This window comes from Maridesulfovibrio pacificus (SeqCode) (genome assembly GCF_048612815.1).
In the GTDB taxonomy this organism is placed as follows: Bacteria; Desulfobacterota; Desulfovibrionia; order Desulfovibrionales; family Desulfovibrionaceae; genus Maridesulfovibrio; species Maridesulfovibrio pacificus.
In genome coordinates this window covers 1,710,357-1,737,023 of record NZ_JBLZNE010000001.1, presented here as the reverse complement: position 1 = coordinate 1,737,023, position 26,667 = coordinate 1,710,357, and the positions used below count along the sequence as shown (strand labels likewise).

The window sequence follows — 26,667 nt, the reverse complement described above, 5'->3', positions numbered from 1 at the left end:
CTGCTTTCATTTGAAAGCAGCCTTTGAGCTATCTGGCTCCCCGGGAGGGACTTGAACCCCCAACCTAGTGATTAACAGTCACCCGCTCTGCCGATTGAGCCACCGAGGAATATTCGTTGTTGAGGAATTTTCCCCTTCAACGAAGATGGTTTCTACGGATTTGTTGCGGGCATGTCAAATATTATCTTTAATTTAATTTAAATTTTCTTTAGACTTTCTTTCAGGGATTGATTTTGGGTGCAGAAAGACGGATTTGGCTGTGTTGACAAGACAGTCTTCCAGAGGGGGGCTCTAGAAATCCCGGTAGAGTCGATTTACGGGTATATATATTTAAAGGTAGGGGAAACGTTTTTCTGGGAAGAAATAGTTGTGAAATTTGGCAGCTGTTTGAAGTAAAAAGAAAAAGGCTGCCTTCTTGTGAAAGCAGCCTTTGAGCTATCTGGCTCCCCGGGAGGGACTTGAACCCCCAACCTAGTGATTAACAGTCACCCGCTCTGCCGATTGAGCCACCGAGGAATATTTGGTTGTTGCGGCGTTCACCGCTGCAACGAAGATGGGTTCTACGGATTTGCCGCGCACTTGTCAAACACTTTTTTAAAAAAAAATTAGTGTGCGAAAGTGAACTATTTAAAGATGTACTTTCTTGACGACAAAGGGTAATTAGCTTAGGCAATCAACGGATCTTGTATTTATCTAGAATTTATTCGGTTACGGAGAATTAATAACTTGAGCGGCAAGAAGAAAAAGCAAATCAAGCTGGCAACCAAATCAGAGCATGTGCAATCATTTATGCCCATGCTTGAGGCTCTGCAAGCTCAGAACGAACTCAATCAGGTTCTGAAGAATCGTGTGGAAAAAGCCTGTGGCCTTCTCGACGAAGGTGTTCCGCTTTATCCCAACGACTTCAGTAAAGATACAGAAGTCTCAGATATCTGGGGCAATTATGACAATCTCGGAGGAGAAGAGCTGGAGGCTCTGGGCAAGAAGTTTAAACTTGCCGGCAGGGTTATCACTCATAGATCTTTCGGTAAGGTCGCATTCTTTCATCTTCAGGATCCTACCGGCAGGATTCAGGTATACGCAGCTAGAGATGATCTCGGCGCAGACCTGTACAAAATTTTTAAGAAATTCGATATCGGCGATATTGTCGGCGTTGAAGGAACACTCTTCAGAACCAAAACTGATGAGTTGACCGTCAAGGCAGACAAGGTAGATCTGATTACCAAATCCATGCGCCCGCTTCCTGAAAAGTACCACGGACTCAAGGATGTGGAGACCAGATACCGCCAGCGTTACGTCGATCTCATCGTAACCCCTCGCGCACGCGAAATTTTCCAGAAGCGTACCCTTATTGTTCGGGCTATTCGTAATTATCTGGATTCCAAGGGCTTCATGGAAGTGGAAACTCCCATGATGCACCCCATCGCAGGTGGTGCGGCTGCCCGTCCTTTCACCACCCACCACAATGCACTTGATATGCAGCTCTACATGCGTATTGCGCCCGAGCTTTATCTTAAGCGTCTGCTGGTCGGTGGATTTGAGAAGGTTTACGAAATCAACCGGAACTTCCGTAACGAAGGTATTTCTGTAAGGCATAACCCAGAATTCACCATGCTTGAATTCTACTGGGCATATGCCAACTTCGAAAACCTTATGGATCTGACCGAAGAAATGATTTCTTCTGTTTGTAAGGAAGTGAATGGCGATACAGTCATTGATTATCAGGAAGAAAGGATCGATCTGACTCCCGGAGCGTGGCACCGTATGGCTTTCCACGAATCTCTTGAGAAGGTCGGTGGTGTTTCTCCTGAGGTATACAATGACTACGATAAATGTAAGGAACTTGTTAAAAAGCTCGGTGAAAAAGCAGTTGAAGGCGAAAAGCTCGGTAAATTGCAGGCCAAGCTCTTTGATGCGCTGGTTGAGCCTAAGCTGATTCAGCCTCACTTCATTTATCATTATCCTACAGATATTTCCCCTCTTTCCAGAAGGAACGAGGAGAATCCGGATATTACCGACCGTTTTGAACTGTTCATTTATGGTCGTGAACTGGCGAACGCCTTTTCCGAACTCAACGATCCCGTTGATCAGCGCTGCCGTTTTATGGAGCAGGTTGCGGAGAAGGATGCCGGTGATGATGAAGCCCACAACATGGACGAGGACTATGTCCGCGCTCTTGAATACGGTATGCCTCCGGCTGCAGGCCAGGGTATCGGGATTGACCGTCTGGTCATGCTTTTGACCGACAGCGCTTCCATCAGGGAAGTTATCCTGTTCCCGCTGCTTAGAACCGAAGGTACTTCCGGCAATGGTGGCTCATGAAGTTTGAACTCTTCGTCGCACTGAGATACCTCTTTACACTGAGAAAGAATAACTTCATCTCAGTCATATCTCTTTTTGCCGTGTGCGGCGTTGCTTTGGGCGTAGCAGCCCTGATTGTGGTGATAGGGGTTATGAACGGTTTCTCAACCGACCTCCGCGACAAAATTCTCGGAGTTAATGCCCACGTCATCGTGACCGCATATGACGGCACGCTTGAAAACTACCATCACATGACCGATAGAATTGAAAAGATTCCGGGCGTTACAGGTGTAACGCCCTTTATCTATTCTGAGGTTATGCTTTCCAGCAGTGGCGGAGTGAAGGGTGTGGTCCTTAGAGGTGTCGATGCCGATACCGCTAAAGGTGTACTGAGCCTTCCCGGTGATATGCTTTCCGGAAGTGTGGATAGTCTTTCAAAAGATAGTAAGCTTCCGGAGATTGTTATAGGAAATCAGTTAGCACGTCGTCTTGGGCTTGTTCTCGGCGATACTGTTAACTTGTTATCCCCATCAGGTACACGCACTGCCGCCGGGTTTACCCCGAAAATCAGGGTATTCAAGGTTGGTGGAATATTCCGTACAGGAATGTATGAGTATGATTCCTCACTGGCTTACATCAGCAATACTGCAGCCCAGAAATTGCTTGGATTTAAGCGGGATTTTGTTTCCGGACTTGAAATTCGTCTCGCTGACGTATATGCAGTTGATAAGATAGGTAAACTTCTGGATAAAGAGCTTGCCGGTTATCCGGTGCAAATCAGGAACTGGCAGGAGATGAATTCCAACCTGTTTGCCGCGCTCAAGCTTGAAAAGACAGCCATGTTCATCATTCTGGCAATGATTGTCATGGTCGGTTCATTCAGCATTATCACTACCTTGGTTATGCTGGTCATGCAGAAAACCAAGGATATTGCTGTGTTGATGTCCATGGGAGCGACTTCCGGGAGCATTAGAAGAATTTTTATGTTGCAGGGTACTTTGATCGGATTGATCGGAACAACCATCGGTTACCTTATCGGTATACCGGTGGCGCTTCTGCTTAAAAAGTATCAGTTCATCAAGCTGCCCAGTAATGTTTATCCGGTGGACTATCTGCCCATCAGGATGGATTGGATGGATTTGACAATTATCGGTGTTGCAGCGTTTTCGCTCTGTTTTCTGGCTACTTTGTATCCTGCAAAACAGGCAGCTGCTCTGGAACCGGCACAGGCTTTAAGGTATGAGTAATTTGCTTTACGAACTTACCGATGTCGTAAAAGAATACGAAGGACCGACCGAGACTGTGCGGATTCTGGATCATATCAACCTGACGGTTGATTCCGGCGAGTCCCTTGCCATTCTCGGAGCATCCGGGTCCGGCAAGACTACGTTGCTTCATATTCTCGGCACCTTGGATACCGCTTCCGGCGGAAATATCCATTTTGCGGGAATGGATATTAATGATATGACACCTGAAAAGCGGGCCGAAGTGAGGAACAGGGGCATCGGTTTTGTTTTTCAGTTTCATCACCTTCTTCCGGAGTTTACTACTCTGGAAAATGTTGCTCTTCCTGCCATGATGGCAGGCATAGGTCAGGGGGAAGCCTCTGATATGGCCCGTGAAGCCCTTGGACTGGTAGGATTGCAAAGTAGGATTGATCACAGGGTGACGACTCTGTCCGGAGGCGAGAGGCAGCGTGCTGCCATAGCGCGTGCTATCCTCCTTAAACCTAAGGTCCTGCTTGCAGATGAGCCTACCGGTAACTTGGATGAGAAGACAGGGAAGATGGTCGGAGAAATGCTGGCTTCCCTTAATGAAGAGCTTGGAATGACGCTCATCGTTGTGACACACAATATGGATTTGGCCGGGGTTATGAAACGCCGGCTTGAGTTGCGTTCCGGAGAACTGTATGCCCAGAACTAGAATTCTGCTTTTACTGATTGCGGCAACTTTTGCTTTTCTGATTAATTTCGGAGCAAGCAAGGCACAGGCTGAAGATGCTTCAGGTATTATTATTGCCGTACTTCCTTTTGAAGTTAATGCTGACGCTGATACACAATATCTCAAAGACAGTTTACCTACTCTTCTTTCAGACAGATTGCGCGAAGCAGGATTCCGCGTGGTTGATCAGAAAAAGGTTATGGGCCTTGTCAATGACCAGGGATACGAATTTTTAAACATTCAGGCTGCTAAGGATATGGCACTTCTGTCCGGTGCGGGGTATTCCGTATACGGCAGTTTCAGTCAGATCGGCGAAGACTTGAGTCTTGATGTTCGTCTCGTTGAAGCGTTCGGTATGAAGCCGGCGGTTCCTCTTTTTGTTTCTAAAAAAGGGTTGATCAACCTTCTTCCTGCTGTTGATGAGCTTGTTTCTAAGATGAAACTGGAATTGCTCAGTCAGGATAAGATTGCAGATATTGTAGTCCGTGGCTGCCGTGTTCTTGATAAAGACGTTCTTCTGATGCGAACTAATATCAAGACCGGTGATATCTACACTCCCTCCAAAATCAACGCAGACCTTAAGAATATTTATGCTCTCGGCTACTTTGACGATGTTAAGGTCAAGGTTGCCGATGTGCCCGGTGGTAAGCAGATCATCTTTGACGTTAAGGAAAGGCCGCGCATTCAGGCCATTTCTGTGAAGGGTGAAGACGCTATTGATGCCGAAGACATTTTGGCGGCAGTTAATACCAAAAAAGGCGCGGTCATGAACCCGAAGGTTCTTTCCGATGACTTAAACACCCTGCGTGAAATGTACCGCAAGGAAGGGTATTACAATGCCAAAATCGATTATAGCATAGAAGGTGAGGGTGCACAGGCCCGCTTGAATCTTGATATCAATGAAGGCAAGAAACTTTATATTGAAGGTATTAAGATCGAGGGTGCTAAACAGCTTGATCCTGACGATGTTAAAGACCAGTTGGCTTTGACTGAGAGAGGCTGGCTTTCCTGGTTCACCAAAACCGGTGTGCTTAAAGAAGAGCTTTTAGAACGTGATGCCGCTGCGATACTTGCCTATTATGGTAACCGCGGCTTCATTGATGCCAAGGTCGGTGAGCCTGAACTGGATATTCAGGAAGACGGTATTTTCGTTACTTTCAAAGTTAAAGAAGGTGACCGTTATAAAGTTGGTAAAGTCAGCTTTCAGGGGGACTTGATTGTCAAAAAATCCCGCCTGCGTGAGCTTATCACTGCTGACGATATGTCTGATGGCGGTGAGTATCTGGACCGTTCCCTCCTTCGTGAGGACATGAAAGCTGTTTCTGATTTTTATTCCAACTACGGATATGCATATGCTGATGCCAATATCAAGTTCGATCAGCATACAGATGAGAAGGCTGTTGATATCACTTTCATCATCTCCAAGCGCCAGAAGGTCCATATCCGCAGAGTTATCATCGAAGGTAACGCCAAGACCCGAAACAACGTTATCCTGCGCGAAATGCGCCTTGCTGACGGCGACCAGTTCAGTGGTTCCAAACTGCAACGTTCTATCATCCGTTTGAATAAGCTGGACTACTTCAGTGAAGTTGATATTGAACCTATTCCTACCGGCGACCCCGGTGAGATGGATCTGAAGGTTAAGGTTAAGGATAAAAACACCGGTATGGTCAGTGGTGGTATCGGTTACTCCACCTCCGACAGTGTCTTTGTCTCTGCAAAGATTACCGAGCGCAACCTCTTCGGTCGCGGTATGGAATTCTCTCTTAACGGTGGTTGGAGCTCCAAGACAATCAGTTATGGCTTGAGTTTCTACGACCCTCGCATCAATGATACTCTCTGGGGCGGCGGTTTTAATACCTATTGGCGTAACGATGACTTTACCGATTATGACAAACAGACCATCGGTGGTGTTGTCTCTGCCGGTTATCCGCTCGGTGAATACACCAATTTCTATACCAACTACCGCTTGGACTTCTATACAATTTCAGAAGTTGCAGATACTGCGGCAGATTCAATCAAAGACATTGAAGGTGACAACTGGTCAAGTGTAATTACCGCAGGTGTTAAACGCGATACTACTAATAAGGCTTTCAACCCTTCCACTGGTACTGTGAACAACTTAGTTGTGGAAATGGGTGGGGGTGTCCTCTTGGGAGATGACTCCTTCGTTAAATACACCTTCGACTCCAACTACTTCACCCCGGTATTCTGGGATCTGGTCTTCCACTGGAAAGGTAGTGCCGGTTTTATTCATGATAACTTCGGCGGCGGCGAAATACCTGTGTTTGAACGTTTTTACCTCGGTGGTATTAACAACGTACGTGGTTACGATAGTCGTGAAATTTCACCCCGTGACAAAGACTCCAATGACCGAATCGGTGGTAACAAGATGTTCTACATGAACTTTGAACTTCTGTTCCCCATCAATGAAGAGCTTGGTCTCGTCGGTGTTGGGTTCTTCGATATCGGTAACTCTTGGGATGATGGACAGAGTTTCTTCCATGACACCAAGCAGGAAGATGGAAAAGAACTCTTCCTCGGTATGTATAAGAGTATCGGTGCCGGAATTCGCTGGTTCTCCCCCATGGGACCGATCAGGGTAGAGTACGGTTACGGACTTGATAAGCTCGAAGACAGTTCAAGACATAAGATTGAGTTCTCTATGGGACAGTTCTTCTAGCAGAATTTAACATATTAATGTAAACGAAGGGCATGCCGGTTTTCGGCATGCCTTTTCGCCTGATTATTAGATAGGAATTATAAGGAGTAATTTTAAATGCGTAGAATTCTTTTTGCAGTATTGGTTCTGGTTTTTGCTTTTCAGACCCCGGCGTTTGCCGCTCCTCAGAAGATAGCAGTTACTTCCATGGCTAAACTGATCAAAGATTCCGAAATTGGCCAGGATGCTCAGAAAAAAATGGAAAAGAAATTCGAGTCTGCAAAGAAACAGCTTGAAACCAAGCAGAAGGAGCTGGAAAGCCTGAAGCAGGCCCTCCAGAAGCAGAGTCTTGTTCTCTCCCTTGAAGCCAAACAGGATAAAGAACTTGAGTTCAAGCGTAAGGTAAGGGATTTCCAGGATATGACTCAGGCTACTCAGCGTAAGATGCAGATTGAGCAGAAAAAAGTCGGAACTCCTGTTCTCGAACTTCTCCAGAAAGTAGTAAATGAATACGGTAAGAAGAATGGTTACACTGCCATCTATGATAAGAAATCTTCCGGTTTTCTCTATGTTGATGAAACCATCGATATTACCAATCAGCTTATGCTTGAATTGAACCGTGCTTACAGAGCAGGCAAAAAGTAGGACCTTATGCTACTTTCAGAACTTGCTGGTTTAATCGGCCTTAAGATGGCTGGAAAGGATAAGGAAATTTCAGGTCTGAACACCTTGGAATTGGCCGGTCCTACTGAGCTGTCTTTTCTGGCTAATGCAAAGTATGAATCTGCACTTGCTACTACAGAGGCCGGTGCAATTGTACTTGAGGAAAAGTACGCCGATCAGGTTGAGTCCGCGCTTATCAGCGAGAATCCTTATATGGATTTGGCTAAGGCTATGCACGTCTTTGCACGTCCTCAGGGGTGCCTGGAAGGAATCCATGAGTTGGCCTTTATTCATCCTGAAACGGAAGTTGATGACAGCGCAACTGTTTATCCGTTTGCCTTCATAGGCAAGGGTGCCAAAATAGGTCCCAATTGCAAAATTTTTGCCGGTGCTTACATCGGTGAAGATGTTGTACTGGGGCCGGGATGTATAATTTATCCCAATTGCTCTATCATGGCCGGTACTGTTATCGGCACCGGGTGTATTGTTCAGCCCGGTGCGGTCATTGGTGGCGATGGTTTCGGTTATGCTCAGGTTTCCGGCAAGCATATGAAGATTCCTCAGATTGGAACTGTAGAGCTGCAGGATCAGGTTGAAATCGGAGCTAATGCCTGTGTTGACAGGGCTGCTCTTGATGTCACCAGAATAGGTGCCGGTTCCAAGATCGATAACCTTGTCCAGATCGCACATAACGTAACAACCGGTGAAGATTGCCTCGTTATTTCGCAGTCCGGTGTTGCCGGCAGCACCAAGCTTGGTAAAGGCGTTGTTCTTGCTGCGCAGGCTGGCCTTGTGGATAATATCAAGATTGGTGACGGTGCCGTCATCGGAGCTCAGGCTGGAGTTACCAATGATGTCCCGGCCGGATTCATGGGTGCCGGATCTCCGCTGCTTGAGAAAGGCAATTTTTTGAGATCTTCTATTTACCATCGTAAACTGCCTGATATGGCTAAAAAAATGTCTGCTTTGGAAAAGCGTATCAAGGCATTGGAAGCAGAATTAAGCAAGGAAGATTAAAGTGAGTAAGTCAACTCCTAATATTATCGATATTAAAAAGATTATGGGGATGCTTCCCCACCGCTATCCTTTTTTGCTCGTTGACCGCGTGGAAGAAATTACCCCCGGCGAGTCCATCAGGGCATATAAGAACGTAACCATGAACGAGCCTTTTTTTCAGGGTCATTTTCCCGGTCTCCCGGTTATGCCCGGAGTGCTCATTGTGGAAGCTCTGGCTCAGGCTGGCGGAATCATCGTTCTCAGCACAGATGAAGTTGATACCGAAGACAAGGTCTTTCTGTTCACCGGAATCAATAAGCTCAAATTCCGCAGGCCTGTTGTGCCCGGGGATAAACTTGTGCTCGAAATCAACGATGTAAAACGTAAGATGAATATTTGGAAAATGAAATGTGTTGCAACTGTTGATGGTGAAATCGCCGCTCAGGGCGAAGTTGCCGCAGCAATTGTAGACAAGGAGTCCATGTAGTGGCTACTGAAATTCATCCCACAGCTATCGTCGATTCAGGTGCGCAACTGGGAGAAAATGTTAAGATCGGTCCTTTCTGCATTATTGAAGGGAACACCATTATCGGTGATAACTGCAGTCTTGACGCGAATGTTCAGATCAAGTCATTCACCCGTATGGGGAGTGGAAATACCATTGATAGCGGTGTTGTTTTCGGTGGCCTGCCCCAGCACCTCGGCTTCACCGGCGAGGAGACTTGGGTAGAAATCGGAGATAACAATATATTCCGTGAGTATGCAACAGTCCATCGCGCAACCGGTGTTAATATTGGCCGCGAGAGTACTGTCATCGGCAGTAACTGCATGCTTATGGCATACGCTCACGTTGCTCACGACTGCGTGCTGGGTGACCATGTCATCATGGCCAATTCGGCAAACCTTGCCGGACACATTGATGTTGGTAACTATGTTACCATCGGCGGTATGTCCGGGATTCATCAATTTGTGCGTATCGGTGATTATGCTTTCGTGGGTGCCATGTCCGGTTTTGGGCAGGATGTTCCGCCATACATGATTGCAACCGGTGTTCGCGGTGCTTTGCAGGGTCCGAATTCCATTGGGCTGAGAAGAAACGGTTTTAAAGCCGCAACCTGCAATGCCCTCAAAAAGGCATACAAGCTTATTTTCCGTTCAGAAATTCCCCGTAAGGAAGCTTTGGATGCCGCTGAGCAGCAGTTTGCAGAAATTCCAGAAGTATTGAACCTCGTTGAATTTATCCGTTCCAGCAAAAGGGGGGTAACCTCTGCCGGACACGGTTCTAAATAGTATGATTAATAATACTGAGACAATTGGTCTTATTGCCGGGGGGGGACAATTCCCCCTCCTGGTTGCAAAAGGAGCCGCAGCACAGGGAAATCGTGTTGTGGCTGTTTTTTTTAAAGGTCATTCAAATTTTGATGTCTGTGAATATACTGATGCTTCCATTGAGCTTAAGCTTGGTCAGCTTAACAAGCTGATTTCTTTTTTCAAGAAAAACGGAGTCAGCAAGGTAGTGATGGCCGGGACTATTAACAAGCCAAAGGCCCTTGATATCCGACCGGACTTCCGGGCAGCCAAGCTGCTTTTCAAGCTTGCTACCAAAGGTGACGATGTTCTGCTCAGGGCCATTGCCGGTGAGTTTGAAACTGAAGGTATGGAAGTGGTCGGTCCACATGAATATGCGCCTGATTTGCTTACCCCGGCGGGCTTTTTGACTAAGCGCAAGCCTAATGATGTGGAGAGTGGTGATCTTGCCTTTGGATGGAAGATAGCCCGTGAACTCGGTAGACTTGATATCGGTCAGTGTGTGGTCGTGCGTGAAGGGATTGTAGCTGCCGTTGAAGCCATTGAAGGAACTGATGCCGCTGTTAAGCGCGGATGTGAACTTGGCGGCAAAGGCTGCTGTATCGTGAAAGTTTTCAAGCCTGGTCAGGAAAAAAGGGTGGATATGCCCTCAATCGGCCTTAAAACCATTCAGGGGATGAAAGATCTTGGAGCTACCTGTCTGGGAGTTGAGGCCGGTAAAAGCCTGTTTTTCGATCTTGATAAATCCATTCAATTTGCTGATAAGCACGGAATTACTATCGTTGGTTTGAATCAGGAATTGATTGATAAAGAGTTATCCTAAGAATCATTGAACTCCTCTTTTTATCTATTATTATCCGAATGGATAAGGTGGATTTCTGGAGGAGTTTTTGGTTATGTTGTCTGATAAGCGTTTATCAATCGTTATTTCATTGTTTTTATATGTATTCGGCCTTGCCGCAAAAGTTCAGGCTAAAAGTGATGTCTACTGGCCTTACTTTAATATCCCTCCCCTTAGCATATCCCATGAAGATGGCCATTTTACCGGAATAGGTCCAGAGCTTGGTGTCTTGTTACAATCGCAGATGCCAGAATACATACACCAGACAATTGCCGCTTCACCACTTAAAATCTTTCAATCTGTTCGGGAAGGTCGTAAGTGGATTCTCAGCGGAGTTCTTAAGACTCCTTCCCGCGAAGAAAATCTTTATTACTCTAATTTACCATGCCGCATGACGTGGACTATCTTGGCTGTTATCCGAAAAGGTGACAGTTCGTATCTTAACGCAAACGGTCAATTTAGAGCAAAAGCTGCGTTAAGTGGTTCCGGATACCGATTCGGTTATGTGAAAGGGATTGACTACGGAGATTTGGAGCCGCTTGTTTTCGACCACATCCACAGCAAGGGTCGGGCTTTCTCTTCGAATGATTTTGATAAGCTGGCGGAATTGCTGGCCTTAGAGAGAATCGATTTCTTTTTTGCCGGGCCGCTGATTGCTGATTTCATTTTGAGGGATTCCAATCTCTCAGAACAGATAGACATTGTTCCTTGTCTGGAGATACCGGTTAAACCTATTTATGGTTACTACGCCGTTCCCAAGACAGAGTGGGGGCGTAAGGTCATAGCTAAAATAGATTCTGTTTTAGAGAGTGTTATCCGATCCGGAGAGCACAGAAAAATATTACAGCGATGGACCCCGAAGCAGTTCAATGCATTTTTTGATCGGGACTATAAGGCCGGGTTTGAAGATGTCCTGACTAGAGATTAAAAAAAGCACCGTCTTATCGCAGACGGTGCTTTTCTTATTTTTAAGCTTTGCCGCAGCAGGAGCCGGGGACGCATCCTTTAGAGGATGGGTTGGCTCCGCAACATCCGGTCCCCGCAGAATCAGGGAGGGTTGGAGTTTCTTTACCGGTCAGGGATGATGTTGATGACATAAGTTTTTCTCCGGCATCCTTTCCACATGAAGGGCAGGGTCCGGGAGCGCTTCCGGCGCTGACAATCTCTTCATACACGGCACTGCATTCACGGCATTTGTATTCGTAAATAGGCATATTCTGAATTTATTCGGCGAAAATGTTTTCGGGAATGTAGGGATGTGTTCCTTCAATGACTTCACATCCGGCCTTTGCATTAATCTTTTTGAGCAATACGTCTTTGTGAGGACAGTGCATGGTTATGCAAGGGGCAACAAAAACCTTATTCGGGACTTCTCCCATGGGAGCATTCCATAGTTTTATGTTAGCCATTCTTGTTACAATTCCGGCACCCGGACAGCCTCCACACCCGACAATTGCGGTAAGTTCGGCATCATCTCCACAATTTGCAAATTCACCGTCACGACGGTTAAAGCCGACCATGCAGCGCGAGCATCCAGTGCAAACATCATCCATTGCCTGACTGCATCCAAGAATGAGAATTTTTTCCTTACCCATGCTTACTCTCCTTTAAAGATTTGCTTCCATTTTATTCCAGATGGCTTCGATCTTCTTCCCCATACCGTCCGGATCATATTCAACTGCAGATTGCCCAGCCAACTGGGCCTTTGAAAAAATAGTGTCGTAAGGCAGCTCGCCAGCTAGAAGAATCTCTTTTTCAGCGCAGAACGATTTGATTTCATTTTCCTGCTCTGAGTTGATCCCGCATTTATTGATGATGCCCATAGATGGGATTTTGAAATGCTCAGTCAGCTTATGAACCCTTTTAAGGTCATGCACTGCGGAAATGGTCGGCTCTGCCACAAATACAGCTAAATCTGCATTGGTCAGGGAAGCGATTACCGGACAACCAACGCCGGGAGAACCGTCAACCAGCACCAGTTCGGCACCGAGCTCTTCTCCTATCTCTGCTGAAGCATTGCGGACTGTGGTAACCAGTTTGCCGGAATTTTCCTCACCTATACCTAGTTCTGCGTGGACCATCTGTCCGAAGCGTGTTTCAGAGCGAAACCACTGACCGCAGAGTCTGGGAGCGGTGGAGACCGCTTCCACCGGACAGACATATGAACAGACTCCGCAGCCTTCGCATTTTTCAGGCATTACGGTGAAGTCTTTGGATATGGCATCGAATTTACAATGTTCGGCACAAAGACCGCATTGAGTGCAGAGTTCGGGATTTATCTCCGGCCGTTCGCCGCTGAAAAAGTCGTGTGTATCCCTGATTTCAGGATGCAGGATCAAATGCAGGTCTGCTGCATCAACATCACAGTCCGCGAGGACTTTCTTGGGACCGATTGAGGCAAGTCCGGATACCACGCTGGTTTTTCCGGTACCGCCTTTTCCGCTGATAACTACTAATTGTTTCATTCTATTGTGCTCCGCTCACGTTTTCTTGGATGGAAGACCAGATCTTTGCGAATTCCTCTTTGAATCCGGGGATTTTTTCGTAGAGCAGATCGCCTTTTGAATAACGGGAAGCGGCTTCACGGCTGTGCGGTAGGGAGCCGAGCAGGGGGACATTTTTTCCTTCAAGATATTTTTCCACCCTGTCATCACCCATACCGGCACGGTTGATTACCACACCGCACGGCATGTTCAGGGTCTGCATCAGCTGTACTGCTAAATTAAGGTCGTGCAGTCCGAATGGTGTAGGTTCGGTTACCAGAACTACAAAATCCGTGTCATCAATGGATTCCACCACCGGACAGGATGTTCCGGGGGGACAATCCAGAATGTTTACCTCTGCCCGGGGGGAAATATTTTTAACAGCCTTGATCAGGGGTGGAGACATCGCTTCACCTATTCGCAGCAATCCCCGAGTAAAATCAATATTACCCGCTTTGCCTGAGGAAGTTGTCCCAATAAGACGCTTGCCTTCGCTGATGGCATCGGCAGGGCAGGCGAGTTCGCAGAGTCCGCAACCGTGGCATAGTTCAGAAAAGCTGAGTACGGAATCAACCATCCAGATGAGTGATTTAAAACGGCAGAGTTCAATGCATTTTCTGCACGATTCACCGATGCATTTTTCTTCATCAATAGCCGGGACCGGCAGGAATTCGTCTTTTTCGTCAGCGAGATCAGGGTTCAGGAAAAAGTGGGCATTGGGTTCTTCCACATCGCAGTCGGTAAAACTTACACTTTTGCCCAAGGAATCAAGGTAGGCGGCGAAGTTAACGGCAACGGTGGTTTTTCCGGTACCGCCCTTGCCGCTGGCAATTGCTATCTTCATATCAGGTCCTTAAAAATGGTCCCGAGATCAAGTCCCGGAACCATTTAATTATTTATTCATTTCGGCTTTAAGTCTTTGGTTTTCAGCCTCAAGGTCGGCAATGCGTCTTTCAAGATCGTTTGCGTACCGGTCGGTATCGAAGTCTTGATTCTGCATACGCTGGCAGGAACCATCCCGGCGTTTTAAGCCCAGCCCTCGTCCCTGTCCGGCACCCATTCCACGTCCCATTCCGGGGTCTATGTTGGAATTCTGCCTGAAACCTGCGCCTCTTCCTCTGGACATTCCGGCTCCGCAAGGACCCTGTCCCCGACCAGCCCTTTGGGAGCTATTGTTATTTCTTTTGGTAAATGGCATTGTTTGCTCCTCTGTTTAAATTATTGTCATTTTGATGTTAGCAACAGCCGTGCCTCGGTAGTAAATAATATAAATTCAGTGTCTTATTGCGCGGTAGAAATGTTTTCATGTTGATGTTCGGGCTAAAAATAGGCCCTTTTTTCTTGCTGGTGGAAGCAAAATTAGCCCATCTTTTTAAGGTTGGGAAAGGTACAGTTATGAGAACTCATTTGGATTGCCTGCCATGTTTTTTGAAAATGGCACTGGCGGGGATCAGGCAAACCTGTCCCGGTCAGGAAGATATTCATGAAAAAGTTGTAAAGCATTGGGCGTCCGGTTTTGCGTCTGCCGATCTGAGTGAATCTCCTCCTTCTCTGGCTGGGCGTCTTTTTAGAGAAGTTGCAGAGTATGTTGGCGAGATTGATATTTTTAAGACCCAGAAGGAAGAAGCCAATAAGCGTGTTCTAGAGCTTTTGCCGGACGTAAAGAACAAGGTTCAGGCCAGTGAAGCCCCGTTGCTGGCGGCTATGGGAGTGTCCATTATCGGCAACTATATGGATTGCGCCGTTATGGGTGAATATGACTGGGAGGCTGAGCTCGAAAACCTTGAGCATGGCCTTGATCATGAAGCTTTCAGCAAGTTTCTCCATGAAGTGCGCGAGCATAAGTCTTTGCTGGTGCTTGGTGATAATGCCGGTGAAATCGGACTGGATACTATCTTGACCGGATTGTTGCGTGATGAGGGTATTGATGTGACCTATGCTGTGCGTGGTAAGAATATTCTTAATGATGCCACAGTGGTAGATGCAAAAATAGTCGGTATGACCGATTTATGCGAAGTGGTTACTTCCGGTGTGGATACCCCCGGAACAGTGCTTAACCGTTGCAGTCCGGAATTCCTTACCCGTCTTGAAGAGTCTCCTGTGATACTTAGTAAAGGGCAGGGCAATTTCGAATCCCTGTGGGGTGTCAGGCCGGATGTCTATTACGCCTTTAAAGTAAAGTGTCCGGTTGTGGCTGATGTTACCGGTCATCCTATGAAGACATCATTGTTCTGTCAGGAAAAGTAATTTCAGCAGGGTAATCTGCTGCTTTGGAATTCCCTTACCTTTTCCCGGTTAATAACGTAATAGTTTGGGGGCGGGGTAAATCTTTATATATGGGTGCTGGCAGTGCTTTTGCGGGTAAAAAAACTTTTTTGGATTTTGTTTATCCTTTTTGACCTCTGTATTTTGGCTGCGGTGGTTGGTGGTGTGTTTTATCTTGAGTCGGATGAACCACGCATTACTTTGGAAAATATTCTTAGCGAAAAGCTTGAACGTGAAGTTCGTTTCAACGAAAATTTAGATCTGATTTTTTATCCTTGGCTGGGGGTGGAGACCGGGCCCTTGACTGTTGCCGCTCCAGTAGATTCAGCCTATCCTCATCAGCTTACCGTTAAAAGTATCGACTTTAAGGTTCGTTTAATTCCGTTGCTCAGCGGGGAATTAGAGGTTGATACAATCATTGTGGATTCGCCTTCACTTCATGTGGATCGCCTCAAAGACGGTTCTTTAAATCTCCCCCTCCTTGGAGCTGATGACGATGCGGAAAATGATGATGTCGGAATAAAATATTTTGATAGCATCAGTATCCGGGGGCTCAGCGTTTTGAACGCGACCTGCTCGTACAGTGATAAGGGGAGCGGTCATTCTTTCACGGTTTCCGGCGTTAATGTTCGTACCGGTCTGCTGCGAAAGGGGACCCCCTTGGCATTTGATCTCAGTGCAATGCTTGATGCTGCCCTGTTCAACCTTAAAGCTCAGGCAAACCTTAAGGGACTGCTGGATTTTTCCGTGCAGGAGAAACAGGTATCCCTTTCCGAGACTTCTCTCTCTGTGAAGGTTGAGAGCGATGAGCTGCTTGGCAAAAATGAGGTTGTGGAAGGCATAGCTTCTCTTGATTTCAATCTTGTCGAAGGCATGATCGATGTTAAGGGGCTGGTGCTGCAAGGGGCAGGGGTGCGTTTGAGCGGTTCGGCAAACTGCACGAATATTTATCATGCGCCTGATTTTAAAGGTTCTCTCAAGTCTACCCGTTTTGATCCCAAGAAAGTTTTTTCCAGATTTACGCCCATTCCCATCCCGGCGGAGTTTAAAGATATTTTAAATGTTGCTTCCTTTGAAATGGATTTCCATTCTACCTTGGAAAAAACCGAGCTTTCGCACATGGTTCTGGCGGTGGATAAGACAGTCGTCAAAGGTGATTTTTCGCTCAAGGATTACCGCAGCCCTTGGCTTGAGTTCGATGTGCATGCAGATTCCGTTCTTTTTGATCCCTATGCAAAACTTCTTGATCTAGAGAAAAATATGAACGGTAACAGCACTGTGGGCAATGCAGAGCCGCAGGCGATGAATAATCCGTTTCGCGATATGGTCATTGCTGATCTGGTGAAGAAGATTCCCTGTAATGGTAAGTTGCAGCTGGACCGATTTGTTTATGACGGTATCAATCTGGAAAATGTTAATCTTGCTGTCTCGCCGGGCCCCAAAGTCGCCAGTTTTAGCGTCGGTAAAGGCTCTTATTTGGACGGCGATTTCGGTCTGTCCGTTGATTTGGCTTTTGATAAACGCCGTGAGAAGGATATGCTTTACCTGAGAGGGCAGGGTGCAGTCTCTCCGTTCTCATTAGTGCGCATCCCCCTTAAGGTGGACGGTTTTAAATTTCATGCAGGCAGAGCTGCATTTAAGTTGAACTCTCTGCGATCCAATGGTCGCACTCCCGGAGAACTGGTTCGTAATCTAAAGCTTGATTCCACTTTTGAGGGCAATGACGTTGTAGCTGATTTGGGCTTCAAGAACGTCCCTGACGAGTTGAAAAAGTTGCGGGTTAAACGAGCTGGATTCTCACTGAATTTCGAACCCTTGACCGGGAAGACTCCTCAGGGACTGGTCGGTCGCAAGGTTGATCTGAAACTGTCCGGCTCTTTACTGGAACCGGAGGGTGCTTTTAAGGGCAGGTTCAACGGCGGTGTGTTGACCAGCAGATTTGATCCGGCAAATGTTGATATACGAGATGGCAAGCTGGAGTTTTCTGTTGGCGGCAAAGGAGTTCCGGTCCTTAAGAAAGATGTTTCGCTTATTGTTTCCGGTAGCGGAGCAGTTAAGTCCGGTAATCTGAAGTTGGATAATTTTTCCTTGAAGAGTGGTAAAATTAATTTATCCGGCTCTGTGGATGCCCGCAGGCTTGGCAGCGAAACCGCCTCAGCAAATGGAGTGCTTAAGTTACCTAAGGTAGCTTGCGCTGAATTTTTTGACCTTTTCGGAGTTGGAAAACCTGAAACTCAGGACCCCGATGCATTTGAGTCTGTTTCTCTGGATTCATCCTTTCAGCTTAACGGTGAGAACCTAACATTCCGGGTAAATAAGGCCAGCCTTGATGAAGCTGAAGCAGAGGCTACTTTTCAGGTCACTGATTTTAAAAAACCGTTTTTGAATTTCGTTATCAAAGGCGACAGGGTGGATGTAGACCGTTTTCTACCGCCTGATGTTTTTGCATCTAGTACTGAAGATAAAGGTAAGGAAAACGGGTTCAAGGAAGTCCAGAATTTTAAATTCCCGGAATGGCAATTCCCTGATCAACTGCTCGGGGCTATTAATGCCAGCGGAAAAGTAGAGTGTAATTACTTTCGTATTTTTGATTTTGCGGGCAGCAGTCTCAGTGCGGACGTGGATATGAAAGATCAGGTTATCGGCATTAATAATATGCAGGGTAAGTTTCATGAAGGTAATCTGGCAGGAAAGCTCGACCTTGGTCTTAAAAACGGAACGGTTTCATTGGATACGGATATTGAAGTCCGTAAATTTCAGGCCGGGTTGTTTTTTGCAGATTACGTGGGGCGTGATTGCGTAAAGGGTGCGACTGATGCCTCCCTTAAGTTGAGCGGACATTCCACCGCCAATATTGACTTCGTAAATACCATGACCGGAGGCTTAGCCTTTAAAATTGTAGACGGTTCTTATCTTTTTGTTGCTGCAGCTGAAAAAGATACGAAGAAAGAGAAATCCCCTAACCCGACCCGTTTTTCCATAATGTCCGGTGTTGTTAACGGAAAGGACGGTCGATTCAAGGTTGGAAATTATCTTTTGAAAACTGACTACCTGACAGCAACAGCCAAGGGTGGATTCAGTTTTCCAGAGAACTCCATCAACGTGCAGGTAAATGCGGATATTATTAAGCTGCCAAACCTTTACCTGAAGCTGGTAAATGCCTTTCTTGACGCTATGACCGGGGTTAATGTGGCTGTTACTGGAAAGCTCAGTGATCCCAAGGTTGAGGTGAAGGGGCTTGAACGTTGGAGTGATGTGCTTAATGATGTGCTCGGTCTTCCGGAGCAGTCTTTTATGTTTTTCAGGAAGCTTATATTCTGATATGGTTCAACAAAATTGATATTTGTATGGCTATGCTTTCAGTTACATACTCATAATCCAGCAGGGGGACGCGATGACCGGTGGAAAAGTTGGAAAACGGATTTCCGAGTTTTTCCTGAATGATATTTGGGATTGGAGCGCTTCCCATGTCAGTAGTCCCATAAAGATCCTGCATACCATGGCCCGGGTGGGCTATCTTGTCACAATAGGGTTCCTTAGAGATCAATGTATTATCCGCGCTTCCGCTCTTACATTTACTACAATGCTTTCTATTGTCCCATTTCTTGCGGTGGCCTTTTCTTTGATGAAAGGAATGGGCTTTCAGGATTCAAGTTATATCCAAGAGATGCTGCTTAAAGTTTCCGCCGGAAGAGAAGAGGTGGTCGGGAAAATTCTTGAGTATGTGGACAATACCAATGTTCAGACTCTCGGCTGGATAGGGGTTGCAACCTTGCTTTTTACTGTCCTTTCTACTGTGGGGACTGTTGAAAAAGCTTTCAATATAATTTGGAAAGTCAGCCACGGACGTACTTTCTGGCGCAAATTCACGGATTTTTTCTCGGTAATTTTCATTTGTCCGGTGGCGGTTATTGTTGCCACAAGTGTCAGTGTTTCCATTAAGAAGCAGGCTGTTTTGCAACAGTTTGGAAGTATCTATGGAATCACGGAGCTAGAGGGTTTTTTAATTAATCTGGCTCCGCTGGTTCTTATCTGGCTATCTTTCACTTTTATATATGCTTTTATGCCTAATACTAAAGTGCGGATAACCAGTGCTCTGGCTGGGGGGATTGTGGCCGGGACTGTCTGGCAGATGGCTCAGTGGGCCTACATAAACTGGCAGATCGGGGTTACCAAGTACAATGCAATTTACGGCAGTTTTGCTCAATTGCCGCTTTTTTTGGTTTGGCTTTACGCCAGCTGGGTGATAGTTCTGCTCGGCTCGGAGATTAGCTACGCTGTCCAGAATGTGAGGCTTTACAGACAGCAGAAGTTTATGCCCGATGCCGGAGTGGAAGATATGCAGAAATTTTCCTTGCTGGCACTGAGTCTTATGACTATGCGCTTTGAGAATTCCGAGCATCCTTATGATTTGGAAGAACTTGCCGGGGAAATTGGCGTTCCGGTCCGGTTTATCGCTCCTCTGTTGGATAGATTTGTGGAAAGCGGAGTTCTGATTAAGGGTGCAGAAGAAGGGAATGAGTTATATTCTTTTGCAGTTTCCCCCCAGAACCTGACCATGTTGCAGGTGATGGGTATTCTTTCCGGTTCAGGTAAGGGAGCCAGCACTGTGGTTGAAAATCCGGGAATGCTTTTTGTCGCCAAGATGTTCGATGATATTAAAGTTGTTATTCGAGAAAGCGGATGTGATATGTCTCTGTCTGATTGTGCAAAAAATATGGATAAATTTTTGGAAAAACTTCCAGCCGCGCCTGAGGACGGTTAAGTATGAAATTTTCCGGTATCAATCTTCTGGATGAGCTTGAACGGGCTGATTTCGAAGATATCCGTAATGTTTTCAGTGAACGCAGATTTAAAAAAGGTGCGGTTATTTTTGATCCTGAGACCGAGGATGATCTGGTCTTTATTGTTGCGAAAGGACGTGTCCGAATTTATCTCGCTTACGAATCCAAGGAATTTACTTTAGGGATACTTGGTCCTGGAGATCTTTATTCCACCCATGCCGGATGCTTTGTTCAGGCTTATGAAGATGGCATGTTGCTGACCACCGATGTCCAGTCAGTCAAGCGTTGCATGGCTGATATTCCTATCTTTAACCGTACCATGGTTCGCGTATTGGGAAAGATTCTGCAGAATTCTTTTTCCGTAATTGATGGATTGGTTTTCAAGGACATCAATTCCCGTCTTTGCAATTATTTGTACAAGGAAACTTCCCAATACGGAAAGACCGTTGACGGAGGAATAGAGATCAACCTCAACTTAACCACCGAACAGCTTTCCACCCTCCTTGGAGCTACCCGCCAGACTGTATCCACCTTGCTGAACAACCTTACCCGTGAAGGGATACTCGTTCGTATTGACCGTTCCCATTGGCTTGTTATTGATCTTGAGCAATTGAAGTCTCTCGCTGAAAATTAATCAGTTTCGGAAGAGAAATATGTTATTTTAAGAGTAGTATATTTGATGAATAACGGTTGCTGAGCATATCGAATATTAAAAATATACTTCTTTTGTCGGGTATCCGACAAACATATTGAGTCCGACTTGTTACGTTAGATTAATAGGAATGAACCGGAAGTGATTTTTATGCTTCCGGTAAAACAGGGAGGATAGGTTAATGGCGAAAGACCCCCGTCCGGCTGAAGAACTGACAATTTGGGATGATGCCCGTGCGATGATTAACAAAGCGCGCGCAGAAGGTATTGAAACTGTGCATGAGAGGCTGCAAAAGCAGACTCCGCATTGCAAATTTTGTGAACTTGGTACCAGCTGCCGTATCTGTACCATGGGGCCGTGTAAAATTACCCCCAAGTCTCCGCGCGGTGTATGCGGCGCTGATGCGGATGTTGTAGTAGCAAGGAATTTCGGTCGTTTCGTGGCTGGCGGAGCTGCAGGACATTCTGATCATGGCCGGGATTTGATCGAGGTGCTTGAGGCTATTGTTGAGGGTGAAACCAAGGATTATAAAATTACCGATGAGGATAAGCTGCGCCGTATTTCCACTGAAATAGGGATTGAAACTGAAGGGCGGGATATCAAGGACATTGCCCGGGATGCCATGGAATGTTTCTTCGGAGACTTCGGCAGCCGCAAAAAGCAGGTCTCTTTTCTTTCCCGTGTTCCTCAGAAACGCAAAGATATCTGGGAAAAGCTGGGTATGGTCCCGCGTGGTGTTGACCGTGAAATTGCTGAAATGATGCATCGTACCCATATGGGCTGTGATAATGACGCGCCTAACACTCTTCTCCATGCAGCCCGGACTTCACTTGCTGATGGCTGGGGCGGTTCCATGATCGGTACCGAGCTTTCAGATGTTATTTTCGGAACCCCGACCCCTTCCATGTCGCAGGCCAATCTTGGCGTTATCAAAGAAGACAAAGTTAATATTCTTGTGCACGGACACAATCCCGTTGTTTCCGAGATGATTCTGGCAGCTTCCCGCGATCCTGAAATTGTTGCCGAAGCAAAGGCCGCCGGAGCAGCAGGCATCAACATCGCAGGTCTTTGCTGTACCGGCAACGAATTGCTCATGCGTAAAGGCATACCAATGGCCGGGAACCACCTTATGACCGAGCTGGCAATCCTGACCGGAGCGGTTGAGGCCGTGGTTGTGGATTATCAATGTATCATGCCCAGTCTTGTGCAGATTTCCGGCTGCTACCACACCAGATTTATCGACACCGCAGCCAAGGCCCGTTTCACCGGGGCCATTCATTTTGATATTCATCCGCATAACGCTTATGAGCAGGCCACTGAAATCGTGCGTCTGGCTGTTAAAGCATACTCTGAACGTGATGCTTCCCGTGTGGACATCCCATGCGAGCCTGTGGAAATTATGACCGGATTCTCCAACGAGGCCGTTATCTCCGCACTGGGCGGTTCCCTTGATCCGCTGGTACAGGCCATCGCTGCCGGGGATATTCGTGGTGCTGTTGGAATTGTCGGTTGTAATAACCCCAAGTTCCAGCAGGATTCCATGAATGTGGGCCTTGCCAAGGAATTGATCAAGAAGGACATTCTTGTGCTGGTTACCGGATGCGTAACCACTGCTGCTGGCAAGGCCGGACTGCTGGTTCCCGATGCCATTGAAATGGCCGGACCGGGACTCAAGAAGATCTGCGGTGCTTTGGGAATCCCGCCGGTTCTGCATTACGGCTCCTGCGTGGATAATGCCCGTATTCTGCAGCTTTGCGCAGCGTTGGCTGATGCCTTGAATGTGGACATCAGTGACTTGCCGGTCGGAGCATCCTCTCCTGAGTGGTATTCGGAAAAAGCCGCAGCAATCGGCCTTTATGCCGTAGCCAGTGGGATTTACACCCACCTCGGACATCCGCCGAATATTCTTGGTTCCGAAACTGTGACCAACATAGCTGTTTCCGGACTTGAAGATCTGGTCGGTGCTTCGTTTGTCATTGAACCTGATCCGGTCAAGACTGCCGAGCTCTTCGATGAAAGGATCAAGGCTAAACGTAAAGGTCTTGGTCTAAGCGAGTAGGGGAGTTGAGTATGAAGCTGGCATTTGCAGGCAAGGGCGGCGTAGGCAAAACTTCCATTACTTCGTGGATGGCAGACTGGATGGCCCGAAGCGGACAGAACGTCTGGATGATTGATGCAGACACGGCTTTGTCGCTGGGGCAGGCTTCCGGTCTGGATGCTGGTTCGCTTCCGGTTCCTGTTTCTTCAAGAACTGATCTGGTCAGGGAGCGGATACATGAGGAAGGTTTTCTCAACCTTAACCCGGAAGTAGGTGATCTGCCGGAAGAGCTTGCGGTGGAACTGCCGCTTTATGGAGAGCCTTTCCCCGGTGTTGAACCGGGTAAGAAAAGGCTGCTGGTAATGGGCGGGCTTTCCAATGCCGGAGGTGGTTGCGCCTGTGATGCCAATGCCCTGCTCAAAGCACTGCTGGCTCATATCGTGATGGACAGTGATGATTGCGTTCTGGTTGATCTTGAAGCCGGGGTAGAGCATCTCGGCAGGGGGACAGCCATGCACGTTGACGGATTAGTGGTTGTCAGTGAACCCTCCATGCGCAGCTTCCAGACAGCTTCTGAAGTGGGCCGTATGGCCTCGGAGCTGGGACTGGATACACAGGTGCTGGTTATTAACCGTTATTTTGGGGGGGAGCCTCCCAATCTGGATTATCTGCCGGAGAATCGGTTCACCATGCCGCAGCTGTCCGGTTTGGTTGAACGCCAGATGTCAGACGGTAATGTTCTCAATCTGCCTGAGTCTGAGGAGATTGATGCGATAATGGAAAAGATAGTCAGCGCATTGCAGAAAATGACTAAAGCATAAAACAAAAGACCTTCCGGTATCCGGAAGGTCTTTTTCTTTTTAATTGATAGCTGATTCCGAGCTCCTGAAAGCTCCGCCAAATTCGTAATAGAGTGTTTTGGCTACTTCCAGAACCACAAATGGTGCAGCCCGGAAATTCGTCCACCATTTATCTGGAGTGACTTCGTACGGAGTGCCGACAACAATGATTTTGACGTTCGGTGGTAGAATCTCCCTGAAGATGATTCCGGCACGGCGAGTGTGCATGGGCGAGGTTACAAGGATTATCGACTTGGTTTGCGGAGTGAGTTTGTCTCTCAGTTTTTCCGCTTCATCAAGGGTACTGATGTTAGCTTTGCCGAAAAAATCGATATTCTCCGCCGGTACATCTTTTTTCAGTAGTACATCCCGGAAAACTTCCCATTGGTAAGGGAAATGTATGCCCAGATCGCGCACAGCTTCAATTTCCGGTGTAATTACCGGTTTGCTGGCTAAAATACGCGGTGCGTAGCCTTTATTATAGAGATCGGCAGCGTAGAGGGGACGGTAGTAATGTCCCCCTAAAACTACGATGGCGTCTGCCTTTTCAAGTTCATCCTCCTGCTGAAGCAGAACCGGGGCAAAGAAAAAAAGCACTGCCGCCGCCAGCATTCCGGCAACGGTCAGTGCTCCAATCAGCGTTAATAATGGCCTGATAATTTTCATTATTTAACTGGCGATTCGTAAACCGCTTCGTATTTTTTGCGCAGGTCTGCGAAAGTGCCTTTCTCAATAGCATCCCGTGCTTCTTCGGTCAGTTTGAGGAAGAAGCGCAGGTTGTGGATTGAGTTCAGCTGGTAGGAAAGCAGTTCTTTGGCTGTGTACAAGTGGCGCAGGTAAGCCTTGCTGAATGTGCGGCAGGTGTAGCAGTCGCAGTTCGGGTCCAGCGGAGAATCATCTTCGCGATACTCGGCGCGTTTGATGTTGACCTTGCCGAGGCTGGTGTACAGGGTTCCGTTACGTGCGTTCCTTGTGGGCAGCACGCAGTCGAACATGTCCACACCGTTGGCGATACCTTCAAGGATATCTAGCGGAGTTCCCACGCCCATGAGGTAGCGGGGTTTTTCTTCAGGCAGCTTGGGGCCGATGTGCTGCAGAATGTCGTACATGTCCGGGATGGGTTCCCCTACGCTCAGGCCGCCGATGGCGAAGCCTTCGAAAGGAATTTCGCGGAGCTGCTCAAGGGAAACTTCACGCAGGTCTTTGTGGAATCCGCCCTGAACAATACCGAACATAAGCTGGTCGCCGGAACCTACGGGGTAGGCATCACGGCAGCGTTTGGCCCAGCGGGTGGTCATTTCAAGGGATTTGGCTGTGTAGTCGCGGTCATGTCCGTAACCTACACATTCATCCAGCACCATCATGATATCGGAGCCGATATTGTTCTGGATGGAAATGACTTTTTCCGGGGAAAAGAAGTGTTTTGATCCGTCAAGATAGGAACGGAATTCTACGCCCTGTTCGGTGATCTTACGGATGGACTCAAGGCTGAATACCTGAAATCCTCCGCTGTCGGTGAGGATGGGTTTATCCCAGTTGGCGAATTTGTGCAGACCGCCACGGCGGGCAACGAGCTCGTCACCGGGACGCAGGTAGAGGTGGTAGGTGTTGCCGAGGATGATCTGGGAGTTGATTTCTTTCAGATCACGTGGGGAAACACCCTTAACAGCACCCTGTGTGCCAACTGGCATGTAGACCGGGGTCTGGATTTCACCGTGTGCGGTGACAAGGGTTCCGCGGCGCGCGTGGCCGTCGGTTGCATGTACGGTGAAGGTACCGGGTTTCTTTTTCTCTTCGCTCATTATTTTTTCTCAATTCCGTTTTTCGGACATATATCGTTAAGTTCGCAAATGTCGCATTTCGGGCTTCTGGCCGAGCATATTTCACGGCCATAAAGGACTAGAACATGGTTGGCATCGCCCCAGTTCTCGCGCTTGAAAAGCGGCATCAGGTCTTTTTCAATTACATTTGGGTTGGTGCTTTCGGTTAAGCCCATCCTGAATGAAAGCCTTTTTACATGGGTATCCACAGCCACCCCTTCGTGAACGTTCATGGCATTAGACAGCACGATATTGGCGGTCTTGCGAGCCACTCCGGGAAGTTTGATCATATCTTTCATGGTTCGGGGCATTTCACCGCCGAATTCATTCATGACAACTTCCGCCGCACCTTTCAGGTTTTTGGCCTTATTGCGGAAAAGTCCGGTGGAGCGGATTACTTCTTCGATGTCCGCAATATCCGCCTTGATCATTTCGGCAGGACCGGGCCAGCGTTTGAAAAGTTCCGGGGTAACTTTGTTAACCCTCACGTCCGTACACTGAGCGGCCAAAGCTGTGGCAACCATCAGTTCCCATGCATTGTTCCAATCCAATTCCGGCTCCGGGTTCGGATACCTTTTAATCAGACGGTCATAGATTATGGTTGCTCTTTGCAGGGTCTTTTTGTCTGGGCTTTTCATTTTCATAATGTCTGCTGTGGGCTATCATTTCTTTGTGTAACTTACAATCATCGAATATATGTCCCTGATGGTGATAAATGTTGCCGTTCATGTCAATTCATGTATCATCTAATACAAATCCAAAGTGGAGGAATTGAATATGAAATTAGCATTAAGTTTGATAGTTGCGGCTCTGTTTACCATCTCCGGTTTAGGACTTTCTACTTCCGGGGCTGCAGACGGTTCCAGCCTTGTTCTTGCCAAGTGTACGCCTTGCCACAGTCTTAAACGTGTCTGCCGCGGATTGGGTAAAAAAGATCTGGCTGCATGGCAAAAAACCAACCAGCGCATGGCAGATATGGGCATGACTATTACTGCTGATGAACTGGATGCAATCAGTAACTACCTTGCAAATGCCAAACCCGGTGAGAGTCCTGTCTGCAAGTAGGAGGGCTTT

General features: G+C 47.3%; 25 protein-coding genes and 2 tRNA genes. 17 read left to right on the top strand and 10 right to left on the bottom strand.

The genetic code is table 11. The features are described 5' to 3' along the window. Positions 1–33: 33 nt before the first annotated feature. Together ACNI23_RS08155 and ACNI23_RS08150 are read right to left on the bottom strand one after the other, a co-directional pair. A tRNA-Asn gene (locus ACNI23_RS08155) sits at positions 34–109 on the bottom strand. Between the two features lie 331 nt (positions 110–440). Next, positions 441–516 (bottom strand) — tRNA-Asn (locus tag ACNI23_RS08150). Between the two features lie 279 nt (positions 517–795). On the opposite strand from ACNI23_RS08150, the gene lysS reads away from it, so the two are divergent. The 10 genes from lysS to ACNI23_RS08100 all read left to right on the top strand — a co-directional run bounded on the left by lysS (position 796) and on the right by ACNI23_RS08100 (position 11,640). Then, positions 796–2,322 (top strand): lysine--tRNA ligase, encoded by a 1,527-nt coding sequence (lysS, locus tag ACNI23_RS08145; RefSeq protein ID WP_420250562.1) that lies wholly within the window; start codon positions 796–798, stop codon positions 2,320–2,322. Continuing rightward, a complete protein-coding gene (locus ACNI23_RS08140) occupies positions 2,319–3,548 on the top strand; it encodes a lipoprotein-releasing ABC transporter permease subunit (RefSeq protein WP_420247822.1) in 1,230 nt (409 codons plus the stop codon). The genes lysS and ACNI23_RS08140 overlap by 4 nt, the downstream gene beginning before the upstream one ends. Beyond that, a complete protein-coding gene (locus ACNI23_RS08135) occupies positions 3,541–4,224 on the top strand; it encodes an ABC transporter ATP-binding protein (protein WP_420247821.1) in 684 nt (227 codons plus the stop codon). Before ACNI23_RS08140 ends, ACNI23_RS08135 begins: the two co-directional genes overlap by 8 nt. Further along, entirely contained in the window at positions 4,211–6,925 is a 2,715-nt protein-coding gene (gene bamA, locus ACNI23_RS08130; RefSeq protein WP_420247819.1) for an outer membrane protein assembly factor BamA, read from the top strand. The genes ACNI23_RS08135 and bamA overlap by 14 nt, the downstream gene beginning before the upstream one ends. 96 nt (positions 6,926–7,021) lie before the next feature. After that, positions 7,022–7,549: an OmpH/Skp family outer membrane protein gene (locus ACNI23_RS08125; protein WP_420247817.1), complete on the top strand. Its 528-nt coding sequence runs from the start codon at positions 7,022–7,024 to the stop codon at positions 7,547–7,549. Between the two features lie 6 nt (positions 7,550–7,555). Then, entirely contained in the window at positions 7,556–8,584 is a 1,029-nt protein-coding gene (gene lpxD, locus ACNI23_RS08120) for a UDP-3-O-(3-hydroxymyristoyl)glucosamine N-acyltransferase (RefSeq protein WP_420247816.1), read from the top strand. A gap of 1 nt (position 8,585) precedes the next feature. Next, entirely contained in the window at positions 8,586–9,050 is a 465-nt protein-coding gene (gene fabZ / locus ACNI23_RS08115) for a 3-hydroxyacyl-ACP dehydratase FabZ (protein ID WP_420247815.1), read from the top strand. Beyond that, positions 9,050–9,853 (top strand): acyl-ACP--UDP-N-acetylglucosamine O-acyltransferase, encoded by an 804-nt coding sequence (gene lpxA, locus ACNI23_RS08110; RefSeq protein WP_420247813.1) that lies wholly within the window; start codon positions 9,050–9,052, stop codon positions 9,851–9,853. Before fabZ ends, lpxA begins: the two co-directional genes overlap by 1 nt. 1 nt (position 9,854) lies before the next feature. Beyond that, complete coding sequence (locus ACNI23_RS08105) at positions 9,855–10,694, top strand: LpxI family protein (protein ID WP_420247811.1); 840 nt, start codon at positions 9,855–9,857, stop codon at positions 10,692–10,694. A 73-nt stretch (positions 10,695–10,767) separates the two neighbouring features. Then, entirely contained in the window at positions 10,768–11,640 is an 873-nt protein-coding gene (locus ACNI23_RS08100) for a transporter substrate-binding domain-containing protein (RefSeq protein ID WP_420247810.1), read from the top strand. Between the two features lie 40 nt (positions 11,641–11,680). Here the strand turns inward: ACNI23_RS08100 and ACNI23_RS08095 are convergent, their stop codons facing one another. From ACNI23_RS08095 to ACNI23_RS08075, 5 genes are read right to left on the bottom strand one after another with little or no spacing between them, the layout of a single operon-like run. Beyond that, positions 11,681–11,926 (bottom strand): FmdB family zinc ribbon protein, encoded by a 246-nt coding sequence (locus ACNI23_RS08095; protein WP_420247809.1) that lies wholly within the window; start codon positions 11,924–11,926, stop codon positions 11,681–11,683. A 9-nt stretch (positions 11,927–11,935) separates the two neighbouring features. After that, the gene (locus ACNI23_RS08090; protein ID WP_420247807.1) at positions 11,936–12,307 is read right to left on the bottom strand and encodes a CGGC domain-containing protein; all 372 of its coding nucleotides are present in this window, start codon (positions 12,305–12,307) and stop codon (positions 11,936–11,938) included. 12 nt (positions 12,308–12,319) lie between these two features. Further along, the gene (locus tag ACNI23_RS08085; RefSeq protein ID WP_420247805.1) at positions 12,320–13,177 is read right to left on the bottom strand and encodes an ATP-binding protein; all 858 of its coding nucleotides are present in this window, start codon (positions 13,175–13,177) and stop codon (positions 12,320–12,322) included. Position 13,178: 1 nt separating this feature from the next. Further along, on the bottom strand, positions 13,179–14,039 hold the full coding sequence (locus tag ACNI23_RS08080; RefSeq protein WP_420247803.1) for a P-loop NTPase: 861 nt from the start codon (positions 14,037–14,039) through the stop codon (positions 13,179–13,181). 48 nt (positions 14,040–14,087) lie between these two features. Then, positions 14,088–14,393 (bottom strand): DUF5320 family protein, encoded by a 306-nt coding sequence (locus tag ACNI23_RS08075; protein WP_420247801.1) that lies wholly within the window; start codon positions 14,391–14,393, stop codon positions 14,088–14,090. 197 nt (positions 14,394–14,590) lie between these two features. Here ACNI23_RS08075 and ACNI23_RS08070 point away from each other — a divergent pair, with 197 nt between their 5' ends. From ACNI23_RS08070 to ACNI23_RS08045, 6 genes are all read left to right on the top strand, one after another. Further along, positions 14,591–15,442, top strand: a complete 852-nt coding sequence (locus ACNI23_RS08070) for a damage-control phosphatase ARMT1 family protein (RefSeq protein WP_420247800.1) — start codon at positions 14,591–14,593, stop codon at positions 15,440–15,442. 102 nt (positions 15,443–15,544) lie between these two features. Continuing rightward, positions 15,545–18,781, top strand: coding sequence for an AsmA family protein (locus ACNI23_RS08065; RefSeq protein ID WP_420247798.1), 3,237 nt, complete (start codon positions 15,545–15,547; stop codon positions 18,779–18,781). A 73-nt stretch (positions 18,782–18,854) separates the two neighbouring features. Beyond that, the gene (locus ACNI23_RS08060) at positions 18,855–20,225 is read left to right on the top strand and encodes a YihY/virulence factor BrkB family protein (protein WP_420247796.1); all 1,371 of its coding nucleotides are present in this window, start codon (positions 18,855–18,857) and stop codon (positions 20,223–20,225) included. A gap of 2 nt (positions 20,226–20,227) precedes the next feature. Then, positions 20,228–20,878 (top strand): Crp/Fnr family transcriptional regulator, encoded by a 651-nt coding sequence (locus tag ACNI23_RS08055; protein ID WP_420247794.1) that lies wholly within the window; start codon positions 20,228–20,230, stop codon positions 20,876–20,878. Positions 20,879–21,077: 199 nt separating this feature from the next. Continuing rightward, a complete protein-coding gene (cooS, locus tag ACNI23_RS08050; protein ID WP_420247793.1) occupies positions 21,078–22,955 on the top strand; it encodes an anaerobic carbon-monoxide dehydrogenase catalytic subunit in 1,878 nt (625 codons plus the stop codon). Between the two features lie 11 nt (positions 22,956–22,966). Next, the gene (locus ACNI23_RS08045; protein WP_420247791.1) at positions 22,967–23,755 is read left to right on the top strand and encodes an ATP-binding protein; all 789 of its coding nucleotides are present in this window, start codon (positions 22,967–22,969) and stop codon (positions 23,753–23,755) included. Positions 23,756–23,794: 39 nt separating this feature from the next. On the opposite strand, the gene ACNI23_RS08040 is transcribed toward ACNI23_RS08045, so the two are convergent. The 3 genes from ACNI23_RS08040 to nth are packed head-to-tail and all read right to left on the bottom strand — an operon-like array spanning position 23,795 to position 26,237. Beyond that, positions 23,795–24,439 (bottom strand): YdcF family protein, encoded by a 645-nt coding sequence (locus tag ACNI23_RS08040; protein ID WP_420247790.1) that lies wholly within the window; start codon positions 24,437–24,439, stop codon positions 23,795–23,797. Beyond that, positions 24,439–25,575 carry a tRNA guanosine(34) transglycosylase Tgt gene (gene tgt, locus ACNI23_RS08035; RefSeq protein ID WP_420247788.1) on the bottom strand — a complete coding sequence of 379 codons (1,137 nt, stop codon included), beginning with the start codon at positions 25,573–25,575 and terminating at the stop codon, positions 24,439–24,441. The genes ACNI23_RS08040 and tgt overlap by 1 nt, the downstream gene beginning before the upstream one ends. Next, positions 25,575–26,237, bottom strand: a complete 663-nt coding sequence (gene nth / locus ACNI23_RS08030; protein ID WP_420247787.1) for an endonuclease III — start codon at positions 26,235–26,237, stop codon at positions 25,575–25,577. The genes tgt and nth overlap by 1 nt, the downstream gene beginning before the upstream one ends. A gap of 133 nt (positions 26,238–26,370) precedes the next feature. Between nth and ACNI23_RS08025 the strand changes: the two genes are divergently transcribed. Next, complete coding sequence (locus ACNI23_RS08025; protein ID WP_420247785.1) at positions 26,371–26,658, top strand: hypothetical protein; 288 nt, start codon at positions 26,371–26,373, stop codon at positions 26,656–26,658. The last annotated feature ends 9 nt before the right edge of the window (positions 26,659–26,667 follow it).